Origin of the sequence: Streptomyces sp. NRRL F-5727 (assembly GCF_000719555.1) — a bacterium.
Lineage (GTDB): Bacteria > Actinomycetota > Actinomycetes > Streptomycetales > Streptomycetaceae > Streptomyces.
The window spans coordinates 20,421-39,362 of sequence record NZ_JOGX01000060.1; the positions used below are offsets into that span (position 1 = coordinate 20,421).

18 protein-coding genes and 1 tRNA gene are annotated in these 18,942 nt (G+C 72.8%); 6 read left to right on the forward strand and 13 right to left on the reverse strand.

Annotation, left to right across the window (positions count from 1 at the left end; genetic code table 11):
• Window positions 1-48 precede the first annotated feature (48 nt).
• Together IF73_RS0130130 and IF73_RS0130135 are read right to left on the reverse strand one after the other, a co-directional pair.
• Window positions 49-2,580 (reverse strand): ABC transporter permease, encoded by a 2,532-nt coding sequence (locus IF73_RS0130130; protein WP_031013631.1) that lies wholly within the window; start codon window positions 2,578-2,580, stop codon window positions 49-51.
• Window positions 2,581-2,634: 54 nt separating this feature from the next.
• Window positions 2,635-3,405, reverse strand: coding sequence for an ABC transporter ATP-binding protein (locus IF73_RS0130135; protein WP_031013632.1), 771 nt, complete (start codon window positions 3,403-3,405; stop codon window positions 2,635-2,637).
• A gap of 402 nt (window positions 3,406-3,807) precedes the next feature.
• Between IF73_RS0130135 and IF73_RS0130140 the strand changes: the two genes are divergently transcribed.
• Window positions 3,808-3,893, forward strand: a tRNA-Leu gene (locus IF73_RS0130140).
• A 247-nt stretch (window positions 3,894-4,140) separates the two neighbouring features.
• Complete coding sequence (locus IF73_RS0130145) at window positions 4,141-5,043, forward strand: Bax inhibitor-1/YccA family membrane protein (RefSeq protein ID WP_031013634.1); 903 nt, start codon at window positions 4,141-4,143, stop codon at window positions 5,041-5,043.
• A 63-nt stretch (window positions 5,044-5,106) separates the two neighbouring features.
• Here the strand turns inward: IF73_RS0130145 and IF73_RS0130150 are convergent, their stop codons facing one another.
• Window positions 5,107-5,667, reverse strand: a complete 561-nt coding sequence (locus IF73_RS0130150; RefSeq protein WP_031013636.1) for a TetR/AcrR family transcriptional regulator — start codon at window positions 5,665-5,667, stop codon at window positions 5,107-5,109.
• A 103-nt stretch (window positions 5,668-5,770) separates the two neighbouring features.
• Here IF73_RS0130150 and IF73_RS0130155 point away from each other — a divergent pair, with 103 nt between their 5' ends.
• Together IF73_RS0130155 and IF73_RS0130160 are read left to right on the forward strand one after the other, a co-directional pair.
• On the forward strand, window positions 5,771-6,643 hold the full coding sequence (locus IF73_RS0130155; RefSeq protein WP_031013637.1) for an alpha/beta fold hydrolase: 873 nt from the start codon (window positions 5,771-5,773) through the stop codon (window positions 6,641-6,643).
• Between the two features lie 55 nt (window positions 6,644-6,698).
• Window positions 6,699-7,028: a hypothetical protein gene (locus IF73_RS0130160; RefSeq protein WP_031013638.1), complete on the forward strand. Its 330-nt coding sequence runs from the start codon at window positions 6,699-6,701 to the stop codon at window positions 7,026-7,028.
• Between the two features lie 61 nt (window positions 7,029-7,089).
• Here IF73_RS0130160 and IF73_RS0130165 read toward each other — a convergent pair whose 3' ends face one another.
• The 3 genes from IF73_RS0130165 to IF73_RS0130175 form a co-directional block, all read right to left on the reverse strand.
• Entirely contained in the window at window positions 7,090-7,917 is an 828-nt protein-coding gene (locus tag IF73_RS0130165; RefSeq protein WP_031013640.1) for a hypothetical protein, read from the reverse strand.
• A gap of 338 nt (window positions 7,918-8,255) precedes the next feature.
• Entirely contained in the window at window positions 8,256-9,476 is a 1,221-nt protein-coding gene (locus IF73_RS0130170; protein WP_031013641.1) for an acetyl-CoA C-acetyltransferase, read from the reverse strand.
• A gap of 112 nt (window positions 9,477-9,588) precedes the next feature.
• Window positions 9,589-10,650, reverse strand: coding sequence for an SGNH/GDSL hydrolase family protein (locus tag IF73_RS0130175; protein WP_078868334.1), 1,062 nt, complete (start codon window positions 10,648-10,650; stop codon window positions 9,589-9,591).
• Window positions 10,651-10,772: 122 nt separating this feature from the next.
• Between IF73_RS0130175 and IF73_RS0130180 the strand changes: the two genes are divergently transcribed.
• Window positions 10,773-12,158 (forward strand): cystathionine beta-synthase, encoded by a 1,386-nt coding sequence (locus tag IF73_RS0130180; protein WP_031013643.1) that lies wholly within the window; start codon window positions 10,773-10,775, stop codon window positions 12,156-12,158.
• 267 nt (window positions 12,159-12,425) lie between these two features.
• Here the strand turns inward: IF73_RS0130180 and IF73_RS42645 are convergent, their stop codons facing one another.
• Window positions 12,426-13,178, reverse strand: a complete 753-nt coding sequence (locus IF73_RS42645) for a DUF4232 domain-containing protein (RefSeq protein ID WP_031013644.1) — start codon at window positions 13,176-13,178, stop codon at window positions 12,426-12,428.
• A 239-nt stretch (window positions 13,179-13,417) separates the two neighbouring features.
• Between IF73_RS42645 and IF73_RS0130190 the strand changes: the two genes are divergently transcribed.
• Complete coding sequence (locus IF73_RS0130190; protein WP_031013645.1) at window positions 13,418-14,263, forward strand: MurR/RpiR family transcriptional regulator; 846 nt, start codon at window positions 13,418-13,420, stop codon at window positions 14,261-14,263.
• 10 nt (window positions 14,264-14,273) lie between these two features.
• Here IF73_RS0130190 and IF73_RS0130195 read toward each other — a convergent pair whose 3' ends face one another.
• From IF73_RS0130195 to IF73_RS0130220, 6 genes are all read right to left on the reverse strand, one after another.
• Window positions 14,274-14,645: a hypothetical protein gene (locus IF73_RS0130195; protein WP_031013646.1), complete on the reverse strand. Its 372-nt coding sequence runs from the start codon at window positions 14,643-14,645 to the stop codon at window positions 14,274-14,276.
• Window positions 14,646-14,689: 44 nt separating this feature from the next.
• Window positions 14,690-15,070 carry a roadblock/LC7 domain-containing protein gene (locus IF73_RS0130200; protein ID WP_031013649.1) on the reverse strand — a complete coding sequence of 127 codons (381 nt, stop codon included), beginning with the start codon at window positions 15,068-15,070 and terminating at the stop codon, window positions 14,690-14,692.
• A 41-nt stretch (window positions 15,071-15,111) separates the two neighbouring features.
• Window positions 15,112-15,879, reverse strand: a complete 768-nt coding sequence (locus IF73_RS0130205) for a hypothetical protein (protein ID WP_031013650.1) — start codon at window positions 15,877-15,879, stop codon at window positions 15,112-15,114.
• Window positions 15,876-16,283 (reverse strand): hypothetical protein, encoded by a 408-nt coding sequence (locus IF73_RS0130210; RefSeq protein WP_031013652.1) that lies wholly within the window; start codon window positions 16,281-16,283, stop codon window positions 15,876-15,878. The genes IF73_RS0130205 and IF73_RS0130210 overlap by 4 nt, the downstream gene beginning before the upstream one ends.
• 205 nt (window positions 16,284-16,488) lie before the next feature.
• On the reverse strand, window positions 16,489-16,956 hold the full coding sequence (locus tag IF73_RS0130215; protein ID WP_031013653.1) for an SRPBCC family protein: 468 nt from the start codon (window positions 16,954-16,956) through the stop codon (window positions 16,489-16,491).
• 32 nt (window positions 16,957-16,988) lie between these two features.
• Window positions 16,989-18,314: a diaminopimelate decarboxylase gene (locus IF73_RS0130220; RefSeq protein ID WP_031013655.1), complete on the reverse strand. Its 1,326-nt coding sequence runs from the start codon at window positions 18,312-18,314 to the stop codon at window positions 16,989-16,991.
• Between the last annotated feature and the right edge of the window lie 628 nt (window positions 18,315-18,942).

The following is an 18,942-nucleotide window of genomic DNA, read 5'->3' on the forward strand; positions in this document are numbered from 1 at the left end:
AAGGGCCGGGGTTCCCGTGGGAACCCCGGCCCTCCCTCGTGCCCGGCGCTACTCGGCCTTGATGGCGGTGAGCATGTTCAGGCGGGCGGCGCTGCGGGCCGGCCAGAGCGAGGCCAGCACGCCGACCAGGGCGGCGAGGACCAGGAAGACCCCGACCCGGTCCCACGGCACGACCAAGCCGTAGCCCGGCAGGCTCGCCTCGAAGGTCTTGCCGATGGCCCAGGCGAGGAAGGTGCCGAGGCCGACGCCGACGACCGCGCCGAAGACCGAGATGACCACGGCCTCCAGGCGGACCATGCGCTTGACCCGGCGGCGGTCGAGACCGATCGCCCGGATCATGCCGATCTCCTGCTGGCGCTCGAAGACGGACATCGCGAGGGTGTTGACGACGCCGAGGACGGCGATGATCAGGGCCATCGCGAGCAGGCCGTACATGATGTTCAGGAGCAGGTTGATCTGCCCGCCGAACTCGTCGCGGATGTCCTTCTCGTCCATGACGGAGATGGCGGGGTTGTCGCCCAGGGCCTTGATCAGCGCCTGCTCGTTGGCGTCGCCGGGGCCGCCGTCGGTGGAGACGAAGATCTGCGGGATGTACTTCTGCGGGTCGTGCGCGTCGAGGATCTTCGTGTCGACGAGGACGGGGGAGAGGAACTCGCTGTCCTTGTAGATCGCGGCGACCTTCAGCTCGCCCTTCTTCTTGTCCAGGTACTCGACCGGGACGGAGGCGCCGACCTTCAGGCCGCGCTTGGCGGCGGTCTTGTCGGCGACGGCGATCTGCCCGTCGGCGAGCCCGGCCAGCGAGCCCTGCAGGACGTCGACCTTGAGGACCTTGTCGATGTCGCCGGGGGTGACGCCGGAGGCGGAGACGTACGAGCCCTTGAGGTCGAAGGCGCCGGCCTGCTGCGGGGAGACGGCGGTGACGCCCGGGGCCTTCTCCAGGGCCGTGAGGGCCTCCTGCGACAGGCCCTCGCCGCTGGCCATGGTGACCATGTAGTCGGCCTTGATCTGCTCGACCGTCATCTTGTCGAGGGCCTGGCCGGCGCTGACGCCGATCACGGTGAGGCCGGTGACCAGGGTGAGGCCGATGGCGAGCGCGGAGGCGGTGGCGCCGGTGCGGCGCGGGTTGCGGACCGCGTTGAGGCCGGCGAGCTTGCCGGAGATCCCGAAGACCTTCACGAAGAAGGGGCGGATCAGGGCGATCACGGGCCGGGACAGGAAGGGGATGAGGATGATGACGCCGATGAGGGTGGCGAAGGCGCCGCCCGCGATGGTCATCCGGCCCTCGTCGCCGCCCGTGTTCGCGCCGAGCACGATCAGGACGGCGCCGATCGCGGTGATCGCGGCGCCGATGGCGTTCCGCACGACGAGCGACTTGGCGTTCGGGGTGGCGTGGACGCTGTTCATGGCGGCGACCGGCGGGATCTTCGCCGCGCGGCGGCCCGGCAGCCAGGCGGCCAGCGTGGTGATGACGACGCCGACGCCGAAGGCGGCGAGCACCGGGGTGGCGCCGAGGACCAGGTCGCCGTCCGGGACCTTCATGTCGAAGGCGGCCATGCCGGAGCGCAGGCCCACGGCGAGCCCGATGCCGAGGAGGTAGCCGACGGCGGAGGCGACCAGGCCGACGATGCCGGCCTCGGCGAGGACGGAGCGGGTGATCTGCTTGCGCGAGGCACCCACCGCGCGCATCAGGGCGAGCTCCTTGGTGCGCTGGGCGACCAGCATGGTGAAGGTGTTGGAGATCAGGAAGACGCCGACGAAGAGCGCGATGCCGGCGAAGCCGAGCAGCGTCTGGTTGAGCGCGCCGAGACCGGCCTCGATGTCGCGGGCCTGCTGGTCGGCGAGGGCCTGGCCGGTCTGGGCGGTGGCGGCCTTCGGGACGACCTTGAGGACCTCGTCGAGGAGCTTGTCGGCGTCGGTGCCCCGGGCGGCCGAGACGTTGACGTCGGAGTAGTAGCCGGGCTTGAGGTAGAGCTTCTGGGCGACCGGGGCGTCGAAGACGACGAGGCTGCCGCCGGCGTTGACGGCGCCGTCCTCGGTGGTGAAGACGCCGGAGAGGGTGTACTCCTTCACCGGGCCGTTGGTGGCGACGCGGACCCGCTCGCCGACCTGGTAGCCGCCCTTGTCGGCGGTCTCCTTGTCGAGGGCGATCTGGCCCGGCTCGGTGGGGCCGTTCCCGGAGGTGAAGGCGAGGGCCGGGTCCTTGCCGTCGGGGCCGGGGGCGAAGTTGGTGCCCTTGTTGGACCAGCCGGAGCCGATCAGCTTGCCCTTGGCGTCCGGCACGCCGGCGAAGCCGTCGACGCGGGGCTGGACGCCGGTGACGCCGTCGAGCTTCGCGATCCTGTCGACGGTGGCCTGGGAGAGGCCGGGGTTCTTGGCGGCCTCCTCCGGGGCCGGCCGCATGTCGACGGCCACGGCGACGTCGTCGTAGCTCTTCGCGGACTGGCTGCGGAATGCCTGGGAGAGGGTGTCGGTGAAGACGAGGGTGCCGGAGACGAAGGCGACGCCGAGCATCACGGCGAGCACGGTCATCAGCAGCCGCGCCTTGTGCGCGAGGACGTTGCGCAGGGCGGTACGGAACATGGGTGAGGTCCTGGAGGTCGGGTGGGCGACGGGCGGAGGCGGTGCGGGGCCGCGTCAGCTCGTACGGCCCTTGGCGTCGAACGCCTTCATACGGTCGAGGACGCCGTCGGCGGAGGGGCGCAGCATCTCGTCGACGATCCGGCCGTCGGCCAGGAAGATCACGCGGTCGGCGTAGGAGGCGGCGACCGGGTCGTGGGTGACCATGACGACGGTCTGGCCGAGCTCGCGGACCGAGTTGCGGAGGAAGCCGAGGACCTCGGCGCCGGAGCGCGAGTCGAGGTTTCCGGTGGGCTCGTCGCCGAAGATGATCTCGGGCCGGGAGGCGAGGGCGCGCGCGACCGCGACGCGCTGCTGCTGGCCGCCGGAGAGCTCGGTGGGACGGTGCTTGAGGCGGCCGGAGAGGCCGAGCATGTCGATGACCCGCTGGACCCACGCCTGGTCGGGCTTGCGGCCGGCGATGTCCATGGGGAGCGTGATGTTCTCCATGGCGGTCAGGGTCGGCAGCAGGTTGAACGCCTGGAAGATGAAGCCGATCTTGTCCCGGCGGAGCTGGGTGAGGTGCTTGTCCTTGAGGGTGGACAGCTCGGTGTCGCCGATCCGGACCGAGCCGGAGGAGAAGGAGTCGAGGCCGGCGACGCAGTGCATGAGCGTCGACTTGCCGGAGCCGGAGGGGCCCATGATCGCGGTGAACTCGCCCTGGCGGAAGTCCACGCTGACCCGGTCGAGCGCGACCACCTGGGTCTCGCCCTCTCCGTAGACCTTCGTGAGCTCCGTGGCGCGGGCGGCCACCGCGGTGGCGCGGGGCACGGTGGGGGTGGTGGTCACGAGGGGGACTCCTGTCACGACGGTGATCGCGGCTGATCGCGGCTGGCTGCTCCGGAACCGGCGTCCGGGAACCACTCCATCGTTTCGAACGTTCCTGCCCGGGTCGTCCGTCCACGTGCCCGTTCGAGGGGCAGCCTTGGGTCGGACCGGGACCCCCGCGGGTCCTCCTCTGGTATGACGGCGACCCCGAGGGCGGACGTGACACACATGCGTCGAGATCTGGTCAATCAGGGGGTGGCGGCTTTGCGCCTGCGACCCCGGTCACAGTTCGCGAAAACCCCGCTCACCTGCGCTGACGCCCCCTCAGACGTCAATAAAATAAGACAACATCGGGAGCTCGTTCCGCTGATCGAGGGAAGGGCCCCGATAGGCTCCTGTTGCCAACGCGGAGCAGCGCGGCACGCCCGGATGGTGGAATAGCAGACACGGCGAGCTTAAACCTCGCTGGCCTTCGGGCCGTACCGGTTCAAGTCCGGTTCCGGGCACCACCAGGGCCTCAGGCGGACGCCTGCGGCCCGGCGCACGAGGCTCCTCCTCCCTCCGCTCCCTCCTTCCCCGGGCTCCGCCGGCCGCTCCGACGGCCCGGTGGCGCTCGACGGCTCGGTGTGCGCGCCCGTGGCCGGGGAAGATCGAATGTTGTCGCAAAAGATCCTCCCCGAGCACTAGAGAGTTTCTTTTGCCTACGCATTACCCTTGACGCAAGGCCGCGCGCGCGGCCGTCCATGGAGGAGTGAGATGAGGAGCAGCAACCCGGTCTTCTCGCGACGGGGGTTCAGCCGCGACAACGGCTACGCGGGCTTCAACGCGCAGCAGCCGCAGGCCGGGGGCCCCGCCGTCGGAGCCAGCCCGTACGCGACCGGCAACCCGTACGCGGACGGCGCGACCAACCCGTACGCCACCAACCCCTACGCGCCGCAGGACGTCCAGACCGGCGCCCCGCAGCAGGCGCGCGGCAACGTGATGACGATCGACGACGTCGTGAGCCGTACGGCCATGACGCTCGGCACGGTCGTGCTCACCGCCGTCCTGTCCTGGCTGCTGCTGCCGGTCGACCCGGCGAACCTCGGCAAGTCCTACGGCATCGCCATCGGCGCCGCCCTGGTCGCCCTGGTCCTGTCGCTGGTGCAGTCCTTCAAGCGCACGCCGTCGCCCGCGCTCATCCTGGGCTACGCGGCCTTCGAGGGCGTCTTCCTCGGCGTGATCTCCGCGGCCGTCTCGACCTACATCGCCGACGGCGTGGTCATCCAGGCGGTCCTCGGCACGATGGCGGTCTTCGCCGGCGTGCTGGTCGCCTACAAGATGGGCTGGATCCGGGTCAACCGCCGCTTCACCGGCTTCGTGATCGCCGCGGCCATGGGCTTCATGCTGCTCATGGTGGCCAACCTGCTCTTCGCGGTCTTCGCCGGCGGTGACGGCCTCGGCTTCCGCAGCGGTGGCCTCGGCATCCTCTTCGGTGTCATCGGCATCATCCTGGGCGCCTGCTTCCTGGCCCTCGACTTCAAGCAGGTCGAGGACGGCATCACCTACGGTGCCCCGCGCGAGGAGGCGTGGCTGGCCGCCTTCGGTCTCACCATGACCCTGGTGTGGATCTACCTGGAGATGCTGCGTCTGCTGTCGATCCTGCAGGGCGACGACTGACGCACCCCGTGACTCGGGGGAAGGGCCCGTCCGGCTTCGTGCCGGGCGGGCCCTTCCGCGTGCTCAGGGGCGCGCCGCGTCGAGCAGGACGCGGGCGGCCGCCTTCGCCTGGGCGGCCGGCTCCGCGGAGCCGGTGATGCCCGCGATCGCCATGGCGCCGTTGGCGAGCAGGGCCAGCTGGTCGGCGAGGTCCCGCGGCGCGCCCAGGGCGTCGGTCTGCTCGGCGAGGTAGGAGCGGACGGCCTCCTTGTGGTCGCGGGCGATCGCGGCCACGGACGGGGTCACCCCGCCGAGCTCCCCGAAGGCGTTGATGAAGGCGCAGCCGCGGAAGCCGGGCTCCGCGAACCAGTCGGCGAGCCAGTCGAAGACCGCCAGGACGCGCTCGTACGGCCCGTCGGCGACCCGGGCGCCATGAGCGGTCAGTGAGCCCCTGACGGCCTCGTCCCGGCGCTTCAGGACGGCTTCCACGAGCAGGTCCTTGGACGGGAAGACCTGGTACAGCCGCTTGAGCGAGACGCCGGAGGCGGAGCGGATGGCGTCCATGCCGACGGCCTGCACCCCCCGTTCGCCGAAGAGCCGCTCCGCGGTGTCGAGCACCTTCAGCCCGGCGGTTTCCGCATCCATCGTCCGCTCACCCCTTGCGTGGAGAACCATCGTTCTCCTACTCTACAGGGCATCGGGAGAACGATCGTTCTCCCGATCGGAGACCGGAAACGGGGAGTCAGCCATGTCCAGCTTCGCCCTGCGCGCCCACACCGTCACCGTCGACGGGCTCGACGTCTTCTACCGGGAGGCCGGCGACCCGGCCAACCCCACCCTCGTCCTGCTGCACGGCTTCCCGTCCAGCTCGCACATGTACCGCGGCCTGATCGCCGAGCTCGCCGACACCCACCACCTGATCGCCCCCGACCACATCGGCTTCGGCGCCTCCGCCGCCCCGGCCGTCGAGGACTTCGCGTACGGCTTCGAGAAGCTCACCGAGATCACCCTCGGACTCCTCGACCGGCTCGGCGTCGAGCGCTTCGCCCTCTACATCCAGGACTACGGCGCCCCCATCGGCCTGCGGATCGCCTCCCGGAACCCCGAGCGCGTCACCGCGATCGTCACCCAGAGCGGCAACGCCTACCTGGAGGGATTCACGCCCTTCTGGGACGTCCTCTTCGCCCACGCCCGGGACCGGGCGGCCCACGAGCCCGCCGTACGCGAGCTGCTCACCGCCGAGGCCACCCGCTGGCAGTACACCCACGGCGTCCCCGCCGACCGGCTCGACCGGATCGCCCCCGAGACCTGGACCCTGGACCAGGCCGGCCTCGACCGCCCCGGCAACAAGGAGATCCAGCTCCAGCTCTTCTGGGACTACCAGTTCAACCTCGACGGCTACCCGGCCTTCCAGGAGTACTTCCGCACCCACCGGCCGCCGCTGCTCGCCGTCTGGGGGCGCAACGACGAGATCTTCGGCCCGGCCGGCGCCGAGGCGTTCGCCCGGGACCTGCCCGACGCGGAGATCCACCTGCTCGACGCCGGGCACTTCGCCCTGGAGACGCACGGCGAGGAGATCGCGGCCCTGGTCCGCGACTTCCTCGGACGCCACGCGAAGTGACGGCCCACGGGCCGGGGTGGGGGACGGGGGTCCCCGCCCCGGTAGGGTCGGGCGCGTGCTGGATACGAGTGACCTGACCGCCGCTGTGGAACGTTTCGCCGACCGGCTGCGGGCGGCCCCGCAGAGCCGCCTCCAGCAGGGGGCGGCGGCGGAGGGGCTGGCGCTGGCGCGGGAGCTGGCCGTACGGGCGCAGGCCGTGGAGACACCGGGCGCCGCGCCGCAGATCATCCCCGACGCGGGGGTCTTCGTCGTGGCCGACCAGCTCGCGGTGGCGGGCGCGGATCTGGCCGAGGCACTGCGAATGGCCCCGTCCCCTTCCCGCGAGCGGGAGCTGGACGAGGCCGTGACCTTGGTACGGGAGGCGCGGGAGCGCTCGGGTCTGTAGCGGCGCCCCGAAGCCTGTGAGGCCCCCCCAAGGGGCCTCGCGGCGCGAGGGGCGCGGGGGATCAGAGCGACGCGATGACCCGGTCCGCGAGGATGTACACGTTCTCCTCGTCCGTCTCGCCGTACGAGAACGTCAGGGCGAACGCGCCGGAGACGCCCGAGCCGCCCAGCAGGACCGGCGTCCGGCCCTCGCGGAGGGCCTCCGCGAGGCGCTCCGCGGTCTCGCGGTGGCCGGGGGTCATGCAGAGCGTGGTGCCGTCGGCGAAGACGTACACGTCGAGCGTGCCCAGCGGGCCCGGGCGGACGTCCGTGAGGGCCGTCGCCGTGTCGGCCAGCTCCTCCAGACGCGCCACCGTGCGCTCGTGGTCCGTGACGACCGGCGTCTGCACCGGCACGAAGTCCGGGTGCGAGGGGTGCCGGCGGCGGGCGGCGGCCAGCTCGGCCGAGTCCTCCGGGTACTCCGGGAAGTCGTCCACCGGGTCGACGATGCCGTCGAGCGCGGCCGCCTCGGCCTCCATGGCCTCCAGCGCCATCGCCTCCAGGCCCACGAAGTCCGTCTGGCGCGGGACGAAGAGGCCGCCGGCCTCCTCGCCGGCCGGGCCGCCGAGCAGGGCGGAGGGCGCGTCGGCCGCGTCCCGGGCCTCCTGCGCGGCCCAGAAGGCCCGCGCCTCGGCGAGCTCGCGCTCGCGCTCCTCGGCCAGCGCCTCCGCGACCGCGGCCCGTATCTCGGCGGCGGGCGTGGCGCGGGCCGCGGGGACCGTCACGCCGTGGCCGGCGGCCAGCTCGGTGCGCAGGGCGGTGACCTCCTTGCGGAGACCCCGCACGTGGTGCAGGGCAGCGGCGCCCACGGCCGTGGCAGCGGCCGTGGTCAGCAGCAGGGCAAGAGACATGGCGCTCACTGACGTACTCCCGGTTCGAGTCGATCCCCCGACTTCCTACATCAGCTTGTCGTGGGGTGGGGCTGCCTGTCAGTGCATTACGTCACGAAATGGACAGGTATTTCGGCCGGGTGTTTAGTCCCGAAATGGCTCTGACCTGGGAAAACGAACTCCCCCGGGATGTAGGTCACATCCTGGGGGAGATTCGGTCACGGCTCGGACGCGGTGCGGTTGACGCGCTCGGCGACTGGAGAGCGCGCCTGGCTCAGCTCTGGTCGCGCTGTGCCTCGCCTCCGCTGCGGGCAGGTGCCGCCCTCGTTCCTCGGGCGACCCCTACCCTCCGCTGCGGCTCAGCTCAGCCGCTCGATGACCATCGCCATGCCCTGGCCGCCGCCGACGCACATCGTCTCCAGGCCGAACTGCTTGTCGTGGAACTGGAGGCTGTTGATCAGGGTGCCGGTGATGCGGGCGCCCGTCATGCCGAAGGGGTGGCCGACGGCGATGGCGCCGCCGTTGACGTTGACCTTGTCCAGGTCGAAGCCGAGGTCCCGGTAGGAGGGGATGACCTGCGCGGCGAACGCCTCGTTGATCTCGACCAGGTCGATGTCGGAGGTGGTCAGGCCCGCCCGCCGCAGCGCCTGCTTCGACGCCTCGACCGGGCCGAGGCCCATGATCTCGGGGGAGAGGCCGGACACGCCGGTGGAGACGATCCGGGCCAGCGGGGTCAGGCCCAGCTCGCGCGCCTTGGTGTCCGACATGATGACGAGCGCGGCGGCGCCGTCGTTCAGCGGGCAGCAGTTGCCGGCGGTGACCAGGCCGTCGGGGCGGAAGACCGGCTTCAGGCCGGAGACGCCCTCCAGGGTGACGCCGGCGCGCGGGCCGTCGTCGGTGGAGACGACGGTGCCGTCCGGGAGGGTCACCGGGGTGATCTCGCGCTCCCAGAAGCCGTTCTTGATGGCCTGCTCGGCGAGGTTCTGCGAGCGGACGCCGAACTCGTCCATCTCCTGGCGGGTGACGCCCTTCCAGCGGGCGAGGTTCTCCGCGGTCTGGCCCATGGCGATGTACGCGTCGGGGACGACGCCGTCCTCGCGCGGGTCGTGCCAGGTGGAGCCCTCGGAGGCGGCGACCTCGGCGGTGCGGGCCTCGGCCTCGGCGAAGAACGGGTTGTGCGTGTCCGGCAGCGAGTCCGAGTTGCCCTTCACGAAGCGGGAGACCATCTCGACACCGGCCGAGATGAAGACGTCGCCCTCGCCCGCCTTGATCGCGTGCAGCGCCATCCGGGAGGTCTGCAGCGAGGAGGAGCAGTAGCGGGTGATGGTGCAGCCCGGCAGGTGGTCCATGCCCATCTGCACGGCGACGATCCGGCCCAGGTTGTTGCCCTGCTCGCCGCCCGGGAGGCCACAGCCCAGCATCAGGTCGTCGATGTCGCGCGGGTCCAGCTCGGGGACCTTGGCGAGCGCGGCCTGGATGATCGTGGCCGTGAGGTCGTCGGGGCGCAGGTCCTTCAGGGAGCCCTTGAAGGCCCGGCCGATGGGGGAACGGGCGGTCGAGACGATCACGGCTTCGGGCATCACGGCTCCAGGGGGCTGGTGGGCGGTCGGACTCACTGGGAAGTTACCCGTACGTACCGGGCGGGGTCACCGGGATCGTCGTGTGATGCGGACCTCTTTTCTAAGCGCTTGCTCAGGAGTACGGGGAGTCCTGCGGCAGCGGCTCCCCCTGACCGTCCGAAACCCCCTCCGCCGCGCCGCCGTCCACCGCTCCGGCCTCCACCGCCTCGGCCGGCTCCGTCAGCCGCCGCCGGCGCCGGTACTTCAGCAGCGCCCACGGCGCCCGGGCCCCGGTCACCTCCGTACCCGCCTGCTTCGCCGCCTCGGCCGCCGCCTTCGCCACCGGCAGCATGTCCTCGCGGCGCCCCGGCTCCAGGCGGTCCGGTTCCGGCCACACGCCCAGCGCGGCGCACAGCGTCGGCAGCACCGCCATCGCCGCCGTCGCGTACCCCTCCGCCGACGGGTGGAACAGGTCCACCCCGAACATCTCCCGCGGGTTCGCCGCGAACTCCGGACCCAGCAGGTCGCCCAGCGACACCGTCCGCCCGCCCTGCTCCACCACCACGATCGTCTGCGCCGCCGCCAGCTGCCGCGAGGCCCGCCGGGCCAGCCATCTCAGCGGCTGGTAGACCGGCTCGATCGTGCCCAGATCCGGGCAGGTGCCGACGACCACCTCCGCCCCGGTCGTCCGCAGCCGCCGCACCGCCGCCGCCAGCAGCCGTACCGACTCCGTCGCCGGCATCCGGTGCGTCACGTCGTTGGCCCCGATCATGATCACGCACACGTCCGGCGGACCCAGCGGCTGCGCGAGCAGCAGCGACACCTGCCGCTCCAGGTCGTCCGAGCGCGCCCCCGACAGCGCCACGTTCCGCAGCGCCACCGGACGCTCCGCGACCGCCGCGAGCCCCGAGGCCAGCAGCGCGCCCGGCGTCTGACCCGCCCGGCGCACGCCCTGGCCCGCCGCCGTCGAATCACCCAGAAGGGCCAGCCGCAGCGGGTCGTCGGTGCCGAACGCCCTGCCGTAGAGGCCGTCCACCGCCGGCGGCAGCGGAGCCGTCCCCGTGCCCACCGTCCGCTTCGCGAGCTGTGCCTCCGCCAGCACGATCCCGACCGCGGCCACGCCGATCAGACCGATGCTCCCGCCGCCGTACGCGGCTCCCGCCGCGATCCGGCGCGCCACCCTCGCCCTGGACATCGGGGACGTCACCTCCTTCGAGCCGTACAGGTCCTTCGAGCCGTTCAGGGTCTAACTGCCCCGAAAGGCGTCCCGACTACGCATACGCTGGCCACACCATTACGGAGACCCCGGAGAACACGGTGCAATTCCACGACTCGATGATCAGCCTCGTCGGCAACACCCCGCTGGTGAAGCTCAACAACGTGACGGCAGGCATTCAGGCCACCGTCCTCGCCAAGGTGGAGTACTTCAACCCCGGCGGGTCGGTCAAGGACCGCATCGCCCTGCGCATGATCGAGGCCGCCGAGCAGAGCGGCGAGCTGAAGCCCGGCGGCACCATCGTCGAGCCCACGTCCGGCAACACCGGCGTCGGCCTGGCGATCGTGGCCCAGCAGAAGGGCTACAAGTGCATCTTCGTCTGCCCGGACAAGGTGTCCCTCGACAAGATCAACGTGCTGCGGGCCTACGGTGCCGAGGTCGTCGTCTGCCCCACCGCGGTCGACCCCGAGCACCCGGACTCGTACTACAACGTCTCCGACCGCCTCGTCCGCGAGACCCCCGGCGCCTGGAAGCCCGACCAGTACTCCAACCCGAACAACCCGCGCTCGCACTACGAGACCACCGGTCCCGAGCTGTGGGAGCAGACCGAGGGGAAGATCACCCACTTCGTGGCGGGCGTCGGCACCGGCGGCACCATCTCCGGCACCGGCAACTACCTGAAGGAGGCCAGCGGCGGCAAGGTCCAGGTCATCGGCGCCGACCCCGAGGGCTCCGTCTACTCCGGCGGCTCCGGCCGCCCCTACCTGGTCGAAGGCGTCGGCGAGGACTTCTGGCCCACCGCCTACGACCGCAACGTCACCGACCGGATCGTCGCGGTCTCCGACAAGGACTCCTTCCAGATGACCCGCCGCCTCGCCAAGGAGGAGGGCCTCCTGGTCGGCGGCTCCTGCGGCATGGCCGTCGTCGCCGCCCTGGAGGTCGCCAAGGACCTCGGCCCGGACGACGTCGTCGTCGTCCTGCTGCCGGACTCCGGCCGCGGCTACATGTCGAAGATCTTCAACGACGAATGGATGGCGGACTACGGCTTCCTGGAGGACACCTCCACCGCCACCGTCGCCGACGTGCTGCGCCACAAGGAGGGCGGCATGCCGTCCCTCGTCCACATGCACCCGGACGAGACCGTCGGCCAGGCCATCGAGGTGCTGCGCGAGTACGGCGTCTCCCAGATGCCGATCGTGAAGCCCGGCGCCGGCCACCCCGACGTGATGGCCGCCGAGGTCATCGGCTCGGTCGTCGAGCGGGAGCTCCTGGACCACCTCTTCACCCAGAAGGCGAAGCTGGAGGACCCGCTGGAGGACCACATGTCCGCGCCGCTGCCGCAGGTCGGCTCCGGCGAGCCGGTCGCCGACCTGATGTCGGTCCTCGGTGACGCGGACGCCGCCATCGTCCTCGTCGAGGGCAAGCCCACCGGCGTCGTCAGCCGCCAGGACCTGCTCGCCTTCCTGGCGAACGGCGGCGCCCGGTAACACCCGGACGGGTTCGGCGGGTGCTCGTGCCGGCGTTCGTGCAAACGGTACGAGGGTGTCACGTACGCGCAGCACCCGCTTAACACGGGTTCGGCAGAGTGTTCCTCGTCGGCGTCACGGAATCTCCGGAGCGGCTCCCGGACCTCTGACGACGCCGCGGACGCGGAGACCGGCCCTGACCCGGGCCCGTGTCCCCCGCGGGGACCGCCGTCGTCCCGCCCCCCAGTGATGGGGGTGCGGCGGTCCCCGCGTCAGTCCTCCCGGCCGTCAGAGCTGGGTGATGGGGCGCATCGCCAGGCCCTCGGTGCCGGCCCAGCCGTTGACGCGGGCCGCGTCGTCGACCGAGACGGTGTCGAGGCCGTTCGGCAGGTCGAAGACGAGCGTGCCGGCCAGTTCGGTGCCCTCGCCGGCGACCAGGGTGGCGGTGAAGCGGTCGGACTGGTCGTACTCGGCCTCGCCGCCCTCGTCGTTGCCGAAGACGTACAGGCCGGCGTACGCCTTGCCGCCGCCCTCGACGACGACCGGCTCGGTGTCCGGCTCGCCGAGCGTCTGCACGATCGGGGCGTCGTCGCCGGCCTTGAGGCGCAGGATCGGGGCCTCGTTGAGGACGCACGGCTTCCTGGTGTTGTTGGTGACGGTCAGCAGGAAGTGGCGGGGGGTCTCCCCGGCCGGGTCCTGCAGCTCGACAGCGGTGTTGAGGTCGGTGGCCCGGCAGTCCGGGAGCTCGGTGCCGTTTCCGCCGCCGGTCTCGCCGCTGTCCCCGGTGCCGGTCTGTGTGGCCGTGGGCGCGGGGGAGGGGGTGGTGGTGCCCGTGCCCGAGTCGGTCGTGGGCGCGGTGGGCTCCGGGGTGCCGCCGGTCGCGGACGCGGTCGCGGTGGGCGTCGGCGGGGCGGCGGCCTTGTCGTCGTCCCCGTTCTGGCAGGCGGTGGCCGTCAGCAGGGTCGCTGCCACGGTCGCGGCCAGGACGGCGGCGCGCAGGCTGCGGCGCGGTGAACGGGCCATGGACGTCGTGGAGTTCATGTCGTTTCCTCTTCCCCCGTGACCGGCCCGCGGCCGGTCGTCGTGTCGGCGACAGCGTTATTGTCGCCACCGGGGTGGGTCCGCTCACCGGCCCGCGGCGTTTGTTACAGCCCTCGCACGAACCGGACGTCATGGCGTGACCATGACCGTTCCCTTCCGCTTCTCCCTCCCCGTCCGCCCCACCCTCTGCATATCCTTATGCAGACAGGGTCAGGGATGAATGGATGAAGGGGGACGGCATGAGCGACAGCCCGGCCGGGCGGCTCCAAGCGCTCTTCGAGGGGCACCGGCTCACGCCCACCCAGCGGCGGATCGCCCACTGCATGGTCCGGCGGGCCGCCGACGCGCCCTTCCTCTCCAGCGTCGAGCTCGCCGAGCTGGCCGGCGTCAGCCAGCCCTCCGTGACCCGCTTCGCGGTCGCCCTCGGCTTCGACGGCTACCCCGCGCTCCGCCGCCACCTGCGGGAGGTCGCGCCGCCCGAGCAGCCGGCCGCCACCGACGAGGACGCCGGGCACAACGCGTACCAGCAGGCCGTCCTCGCCGAGATCGAGAACCTCCGGCACCTCGCCGGGCTGCTCGCCGACCCGGCGCCGGTGGAGCGTGCCGGGCGGCTGCTCGCCGGCTCGCGGCCGCTGCTCGTCCTCGGTCTGCGCGCCGCCTCCTCGCAGGCCCGCGGCTTCGCCTACTTCGCCGCCAAGGTGCACCCGGACGTCCGGCTGCTCGACGAGGGCGGCTCGATGCTCACGGACCGGATCGACGCGGCCGTACGGGCCGGGGCCACCGCGCTGCTCTGCTTCGCGCTGCCCCGGCACCCGCGCGAGGTCGTCGAGGCGCTGGAGTACGCGCGGACGGCCGGGCTCCGGGTGGTGACCGTGGCCGAGTCCGCGTTCGCGCCCGTCGCCGCCCACTCCGACCTCCTCATCCCGGCCGCCGTCGGCACCGGTCTCGCCTTCGACACCGCCTGCGCGCCGATGCTCCTCGGGCGGGTCCTGCTGGAGGCCATGGCGGACGAACTGCCGGACGCGCAGGCGCGTCTGGAGCAGTTCGACGTGAAGGCGGCGGAGCGGGGACTCTTCGTGGAGTGAGCGGGGCGGGTCACACGTCCAGCTCGGCCTCGATCTTCTTCAGCTGGTGGCGGGCCATCGCCAGGTTGGCCCGGTCCTTCGACAGGGCCAGGTACAGGAACAGGCCGTTGGTGCCGCGGGACTTCAGCAGCCGGATGAGGTGGTACTGGGTGCCGAGGGTGATCAGGATGTCCTCGATCTCCTCGTTCAGGCCCAGCATCTCCATCGCCCGGACCTTGGCCCGGACCACGTCGGTGTTGCCCGCGGCGGCGACGGTGAGGTCGAGCTCCTTGCTGCCGCCGATGGTGCCGAGCGCCATGCCGCTGGTGTAGTCGACGAGGGCGGCGCCGATCGCGCCCTCGATCGCGGCCGCTTCCTTGAGGGAGGCTTCGGTGTTCGCCATGGTGTGCTCTCTCTTCTTCGTTCTGGACGGGTGAGGGGTGTGGGTCAGGGGTTCAGTGCGCCGTCGACGAGTTCGCCGATGCGGATGCTGGAGCGGCGGGCCTCCAGGTGGAGCCGGCCCACGTTGATGCGGGGCTCGGCGAGCAGGGTGAGGACGGCGGAGCCGCCCGCCGCGTAGGTGGCGACGTAGCCGGCCTCGCCGCGCACGAGCAGTTCGCGGAAGGCGCCCTGTCCGGTGGAGTCGGTCAGCCGCCGGCCGACGCCGAGCGCGGCGGCGGTGAGCGCGGCCACGCTCTCGGCGGCGCCGTCCACGGTGTCGTGGGCGAGGACGAGTCCGTCGGCGCTGGCGGCGAGCGCCCCGGTGAGCTGCGGCAGCCGGGCGCGCAGGCGTCTGAGCTCGCCGAGCACCTCGGCTTCGGCTGTCATCAACTGTCTCCTCTCGGCGCGCAGGCGCAGAGCACGCCTCATCACAGGTGTGCCTCCAGGGCGTCACGGAGCCGGCGCAGCAGGGCGATGTCGGGGTCGGTCACCGGGGGGACCGGTGGCCACTCCGGGGCGGGCGGTGCGGGGGTGGCGTCGGGGGGTGCGTCGAGGGGGGTCTCGACGAGTCCGGCGGCGGCGAGCCTGCGGACGTCGAGGAGGGTGTGGAAGGCGGGGCGGCCGAGGATCCGGGCCAGCTCGGCGGGGGTGCGGACGCCGTCGGCGGCGGCGAGCAGGGCGCGGCGGCGGGCGCCGACGCCCTGGCCGGGGGCGGCCGGGCGGGGTACGACGGGGGCGGTGTCGACGGAGGCGTACGGCCAGACGGCGTCGAGGAGTTCGCGGCGGCGGAGGGTCTCGCGCTCGACGGCCTCGGCGGAGACCGGGCGGACGGTGCCGAACCAGTGGCCGACGCCGTACCGGAAGCGGGTGGGGCCGCTGGTGGGGGAGAGCGCGAAGAAGGCGGCGTCGAAGACGGCGCCGAGGTGGCATATCTCCAGTTCGCCGTCGCGCAGCCGGCCGCTGTCGACGAGGAAGCGGCCGACGGCGCGGTGGGCGCCGGCCCGGTCGACGGCCTCGTCCCAGCCTTCGCGGGGGAGTCGTCCGGCGGTGGTGAGCAGGACGTCCATGCCGGGGGAGGCGGGGCTCTCGGCGTGGACGACGCGGCCGTCGACGAGGTAGAGGGTGCCGTGGTCGCGCAGGAGGGCGCCGGTGGCCTTCTCGGCGGCGAGCCGGACGAGCATCGGGGAGACGCTCATCCGAGGACCAGTCTCTCGGCGAGGTCGCCGAGACGGATGCGGGCGAGGGCGAGGTTGCCGGTGTCGCGGTCGAGCCAGAGGTGGAGGAAGACGCTGGAGTCGAAGGAGGTCCGGACGAAGCGGAGGACGTGGTAGCCGGCACGCGTGGTGACGATGAGGTCCTCGACGGGCGGTGCGCCGTCGGCCGCGGCGGTGTCCCCGGGGTCGTCGCCGGTGGTGAAGGAGTCGAACTCGGCGGCGGCGCGGGCGAGTTCGGCGGTCTCGGCGGCGGTCGTCTCGTGGTCGCCGACCGGTGACTCGCCTGCGGTCCCGAGTGCGAGGCCGCTGTTCCAGTCGACCAGGGAGGCACCGCGAGCACCCGGCAGGGTCATGGCCTCCATGAGGCACTCGTCGATTCCGGGCACGCGGGTTCCCCTCCCGATACGGCGTGCGGGCAACGGCAGTGACGGTGACGTTACTGAACGGCGCGGGGTCGGGGAGTGGTTCTGGCATTTTCCATCGGAACATGCCCGCAGGAGGCCGGAATTGGCCGATGATGGAGGGTGGACCGTCGGTCCTGAGGGCCTCGCCGGGTCGGCCTCGCCGGGTCGGCCCTTCCGGGTCGGTGGCTCAGTAGCGGGACTCGACCGCCCGCGCGATGTCGTCCAGGTCCTTCGCGAGCGCCTTGGAGACGGCCTTGGCGCCGACGCGGGCGAGGAGGCGGGTGACCAGGCCGGGCGCGCGGCCGCCCGCCGGGCGGGCGGAGAAGGTCATCCGCAGCACGCTGGCGTCCGGCCCGTCGGGGCGCAGGGAGAGCTCGGAGACGTAGTGCATGCCGTGCGAGTCGGCGACCGTCACGTACCGGTCGGGCGGCTCGCACTCGGTCACGGTCATCTCCTCGGTGGCCTCCTTGCCGAGCATCCGCCGGGTCTCCCGCCAGCGGGTGCCCACGCCGAAGCCGCCCTCGGTGAGCACCTCGACCTTCTGGACGCCGGACAGCACCCGGGGCATGTCCGGCAGGTCGGTGATCGACTCCCAGACGCGGCCGGGCGAGGCGGCGACCCGGCGCTCCACGACGACGGTTGTGGTGGTGGTCATGGCTCCATCGAAGCCGTCGGGTACGCGCTCCGCTACCGGACGAGCGCGTCGGCGTACGCGCCGCCGGCCTCGGCGACGATCTCCTGCGGGGTCTGCGCGGGGCGGACGAGGGCGAACGTGACGGTGTCGTCGTCGGCGACGGTGAAGCCGTGCACGGCGGGGCGGGGCAGGCTGTTGTAGGCGTAGTGGTGGGCGAAGGCGTACGCACCGGTCTCCGGGACGGCGACGACGTCGCCCGGGTGGAGCAGCGGCAGGGCGCGGCCGGCGGCGAGCAGGTCGCCGGCGAAGCAGGCGGGGCCGGCGACGTCCTGGACGGTGATGTCGTCGGTGCGGGGGCGGCCCTCGGAGTCGTAGGCGAGGATCCGCAGCGGCCAGGCCCGGGGGGCGTAGACGGTCCGGGTGGCGAGCTGGACGCCGGCGTGGGTGACGGCGATGGGGCGGCCGCCGGAGGTCTTGGTGTACTCGACGCGGGTGAGGACCGTGCCGTGCTTGGCGAGCAGGGAGCGCCCGAACTCGGTGACCAGGCGGTAGCGCCCGTCGAGGAGGCCGGGGACGGTGGCGGCGAGCAGCCGGGCGTAGTCGGCGTAGGAGGGGGTCTCCTCCTCGGAGGCGAAGTTGACCGGAAGGCCGCCGCCGATGTCGAGGGTGTCGATCTGCGGCCGGCCGGCCTTGGCGTTGATCTCCTCGGCCAGTTCGTACGCGGCCCGGACGCCTTCGGCCATCAGGGTGAGCGGGATGCCCTGGGAGCCGGTGTGGGTGTGCAGCCGGGTGAGCCAGGGGCGGTCGAGGTACGCCTGGACGACGGCTTCGCGGGCGCCGTCGTCGCGGAGCGCGATGCCGAACTTGGAGGTGGCGGTGGCGGTGGAGGTGGAGCCGATGGCGCCGGCGCCGATCTGCGGGTTGACCCGCAGGCCGAGCGGCGAGGCGGTGGGGGCGGAGGTGACGAGGGCGTCGATCCGGGCCAGTTCCTGGAGGTTGTCGGCGTTGACGGCGATGCCGAGGGCGAGGGCCTCGCGGAGTTCGGCGGGGGTCTTGGCGGGCGAGTCGAGGACGGTACGGGCGGGGGGCAGGCCGGCGGCGCGGGCGAGGGCCAGTTCGCCGGGGCTGGCCACCTCGGCGCCGAGGCCGGCGTCGGCGAGGAGGCGCAGGACGGGGACGAGCGGGGCGGCCTTCACGGCGAAGGCGTGCAGCACCTCGGCACGGGTGACGGCGGCGAAGGCGCTGGTCAGGGCGGCGGCGGAGGCGCGGATGCCGGCGGTGTCGAGGAGGGCGACGACGGGGGCGGCGGGGGTGAGGAGTCCCTGGGCGACGGCGGCTCGGACGGCGAGGTCACGGCGGTAGGAGGCCATGGGGTCCATCCTGGCGGCCCCGATGCCGTCCGTCACCGGGGCGTGCGGCGCCGGGTACGGGGCGCGGCACGGCGCGCCGCGCCCCCGCCCACCGGGGACGCCGGCAGGGGCACCGCCCGCTGGGGCGAGGTACGGGGGTGCGCCGTCCGCCGGGGGTGAGGTACGGGGGTGCGTCGTCCGCCGGGGGTGAGGTACGGGGGTGCGTCCTCCGCCGGGGACGCCGGCACGGGGGGCGACGTCCGTCGGGGGGACGAGGTGCGGGGGGTGCCCCGTCCGCCGGGGATGCCTGCACAAGGTGCGCGCCGTCCGAGGGGGATGCCTGCACAAGGTGCGCGCCGTCCGCTGGGGCTAGGCGCGGGGGCCCGTCCGCCGGGGATGCCTGCACAAGGCGCGCGCCGTTCGCGGGGGGCTAGGCACGGGGGGGTGCCCCCGTCCGCCGGGGACGCCGGCACGGGGGTGCCCGTCCGCCGGGGGGCGAGGCACGGGGGGTGCCCCGTCCGCCGTGGACGCCAACACAAGGTGTGCGTCGTCCGCCGTGACGCCAGCACGGGGGGCGCCGCCCGCAGGGGGGGCAGGGCGCGGGGCGCGGCGCCGTCCGCAGGGGCGCTGGGGTCGTGCGCCCCCGCCCGCCCGGGGG